The sequence below is a fragment of the Staphylococcus ratti genome, from assembly GCF_020883535.1.
GTDB lineage: Bacteria > Bacillota > Bacilli > Staphylococcales > Staphylococcaceae > Staphylococcus > Staphylococcus ratti.
Genome location: NZ_CP086655.1, coordinates 1 through 3,311, shown reverse-complemented (window position 1 = coordinate 3,311; position 3,311 = coordinate 1). Strand labels below are relative to the sequence as shown.

The 3,311-nt window shown below is 28.7% G+C and carries 3 protein-coding genes; 1 reads left to right on the top strand and 2 read right to left on the bottom strand.

What is annotated here, in order from left to right:
• The first annotated feature begins 699 nt into the window (after nucleotides 1-699).
• A complete protein-coding gene (locus LN051_RS11380; protein WP_229293688.1) occupies nucleotides 700-1,212 on the top strand; it encodes a putative immunity/bacteriocin fusion bifunctional protein in 513 nt (170 codons plus the stop codon).
• 77 nt (nucleotides 1,213-1,289) lie between these two features.
• On the opposite strand, the gene LN051_RS11375 is transcribed toward LN051_RS11380, so the two are convergent.
• Together LN051_RS11375 and LN051_RS11370 are read right to left on the bottom strand one after the other, a co-directional pair.
• Entirely contained in the window at nucleotides 1,290-1,493 is a 204-nt protein-coding gene (locus LN051_RS11375) for a KGG domain-containing protein (RefSeq protein ID WP_274704581.1), read from the bottom strand.
• An 852-nt stretch (nucleotides 1,494-2,345) separates the two neighbouring features.
• Nucleotides 2,346-3,266 (bottom strand): protein rep, encoded by a 921-nt coding sequence (locus LN051_RS11370; RefSeq protein ID WP_229293689.1) that lies wholly within the window; start codon nucleotides 3,264-3,266, stop codon nucleotides 2,346-2,348.
• Between the last annotated feature and the right edge of the window lie 45 nt (nucleotides 3,267-3,311).

The window sequence follows — 3,311 nt, the reverse complement described above, 5'->3', positions numbered from 1 at the left end:
TAAAAAAGTTGCTTTTTCTCCTTTCTATTTTTCGTTTAGCTTAGACACCTAAAACGATACAATAGTATGCTGAAAAAAGCAACTTTTTTGCGTTTGAAACCAGACACAGCAAAGGATTAAGGGTAACTATATCAAATCGAAATAGTTACCCTTATTATCAAGATAAGAAAAAACGAGTTTTTAACTCGTTTTAAAAACTAAATCTGAACCTCAACTCATTACTTTTAATCTCTAAATCATTTACTCTTACGTGTAACTATTAAATATAAAATATACATAGATGTATTAACAAAAATAGGAACCAAACAGTATAAAAAAACTATAAATAAATCTTCCTTCACCCTAACAATCACAAAATAAAGAATAAGCAAAGCAACACTAATAATAATACCTAACCAAGGTAAGCTCCTCATATATTTATCTACATTTCTATTCAGTTTATCATTCATATAAATCACTCCATAAAACAAAATAACAATAGATATTGTTTAAAAAATAAATTGCCTATATAATAAAAATATACTAAAACAACGGGGGGTAACAAATGAAAAAGTTAAAAAATCTAACAATAATTTCACTAGCTTTATTAATCTTTACTCTAGGATTCTCTAACTCACTAACAGTAGCTGTAGAACAAAAAAATAGTTTATTAGAAAATCAAAAAAGAAACTACAAAATAAAGATACTACTGTAGAACAAATGTCCAAAGAAGAAATAAAATTTGTACAAAATTTAAAAGACAAAGATAAAACTATCAAAAACTTTGAAAATCAAATGAAAAAAGTTGGATTCAAAGAAATCAAATTAGACGATAAAAATTCAAAACTAAAATACATATCTAAAAAAGCTAAAGAAAAAGATGTATATGGTTTCATAGTTAACACAGCATATAAAAATGAAAAAACAAAAGAAATTGTAGTTTCAGAAACAATATACGATAGCTACAACAAAAAAATAACCAAGTTTGTAGCAGGAAAACAAAAAATGGAAAAAAACGCAAAAGATAAAATACTTGTAAATAAAAATTACATAGAGAAAAAAGACTCTACTACTTACGGTTTTACATGGAATGGCAAAGCTTTTGCTTGTAGCATGGGCGGTCTACTAGCATGCGCACACTACTGCGGTATATGGCTAATTGTAAATCCAATAGCAGGTGGAACGTGTCAGGCAGTATGTGGAACAGCATTTGCCGCAGCATGTTCATTATAAATTATAAAAAACAACAAATAAAAAAAGCTAGTTTCTTTTAAAAGAAACTAGCTTTTATCAGTAAAAATTAAAATAATCTATTTTTTAGAATTATTTTTTCCGCCTTTTTTACCGATTTCTTCGTAAAATTCTTTATCGTGATTTTGAGAAGTTTTCTCTCCGCCTTTTTCACCTATTTTTTCATAGAAGTCTTTGTCATGGTTTTGAGAGGTTTTTTCTCCACCTTTTTTACCAGCTTCACTTTTACTCATAGCATTATTATTCTTATCTTTTTCCGCCATAATACATTCTCCTTTCTAGAAAATATAATTATATTAAACCGGATGCTAAAAGTTACATTTTATACTCTAACATTACCCTTGACAAAAAAAGAGAAACTTTAAAACAAAAATTATTAACTTTAAATAAACTATAACTATATCGATTTATTCCAATTGCTTTATTGACGTTGAGCCTCTGAACCCTTAACAAACCCTAAACTTGTCGAATGGTCGGTTTAATAGCTCACGCTATACCGACATTCGTCTACAAGTTTAGTTAAGGGTTCCTCTCAACATCAATAAATTTTCTCGGCATAAAAGTACGGTTGAATTATGTATGTAACTTATCCTAAATAAATCTTCAATTATGCCATGAAAAAGTAGAATTATCCCTTAATCTCATTCATACCATAATTCATATCTTGATTTCGGACATTGAAGAAACTCGACATTTACAATAAAGTTTTTTTCGTGACTATCTTAGTTAAACTCTGTTTAATTAAGTTCTTTTTATTTTTATCTGTGATTTCTAAGGGCGCACTTACACACCACTAAAGTGTTGTTGTATTAAAACAAAAATTCAATAGCCTTATTTTGCATTTTAAAGGGGTATTTAAAGCAAACATCAAAAACACATATTTTTTAATACCTTTATTTTTTCGTCGCTCAGAACTCAAATATGTGCTGAATAAGAGGAATTTTTATTATTTTTAGGGCTTCGCCCACGCATTCTATTTCGCTTGTCTGACCGCTCTGCTGGGTCGGCTCCGCCTTGCCAACTCTGTTGGCACCCTCAGACCTACGCTTCATGTCATGCGTATTAATAATATATCTACTAGAACCCAGACATAACAAGGAACTTAAAAATTTTATTTATTCTTCCTCTATTTCACTTATCATTCGCTTATTAATTTCTCTTTTTTCTTGTTCACTCAAATCATGTAACTCACTTGCTAAATACTCTTTTTTATTCCAAATATAGAAAATTTGATAAATGTATTCTGTTAGATCGATTTCTCTTAAGTAATCCAACTCACCATTTTTTAATTTCTTTCTCGCTTCCTTAAAAAGTCCCGAATAAACCAAAACTTGTTTCCCTTTAAGAGATTTATAAAATGCATCAAAGACTTTCTGATTTACTAAATAATCACTATCTTTTCCAGAGTACTTTGCCATTTCATAAAGTTCTTTATTATCATTTTGTCTTATCTTCTGAATATAGACTTGCGTAATTTCTGGCATATTTGTAACATCTCGCCATAAATCTAACCATTCTTTTTGCTTAATATAAACTTTAGTATCTTTGAAATAAGATTTATTAACCGCAATCAATACGTGAAAATGAGGATTATATGTATCATCTTTTTTGTTATAAGTAATCTCTAATTTACGAACATAACCCTTAGAAATCATTCTTACCTTTTTTCGTTCAAACATTTTTTTGAAAGATTTATTATAGTTTTTTATTTCATCTTCAAGGTAATTAACTTTTACATTCGGTGTAGTTAAAGTCAAAAAAATGAATTCTTTTTGCTTATGTTGCTTAACATACTGCATCATTAAAGATAAACCTAGCGCATCTTTGCGCGCTTTACGCCATGAACAAACTGGGCAAAAACGATTTTTGCAAGGATTCGCTTTATATAACTTTTTCTTTTCAAGCGTTTTGTCTGTAACAAATGATAAAAACGTATTACATTCCCTTACTAATTCCATTTGATTTTCCCCAATATGACGTTTGATAAAATTCTGAAACACTTGATTTCTCTTTTTTTTCTCAGTATACTTATTCATGTTATAACACATAAAAACAACCTAGTTTTTCTTAAACTATGTATA

What these genes read in the sequence shown, in the direction of transcription:
- LN051_RS11375 (WP_274704581.1), bottom strand. Translation starts at nt 1,493, where the DNA reads ATGGCGGAAAAAGATAAGAATAATAATGCTATGAGTAAAAGTGAAGCT.
- LN051_RS11370 (WP_229293689.1), bottom strand. Translation starts at nt 3,266, where the DNA reads ATGAATAAGTATACTGAGAAAAAAAAGAGAAATCAAGTGTTTCAGAAT.
- LN051_RS11380 (WP_229293688.1), top strand. Translation starts at nt 700, where the DNA reads ATGTCCAAAGAAGAAATAAAATTTGTACAAAATTTAAAAGACAAAGAT.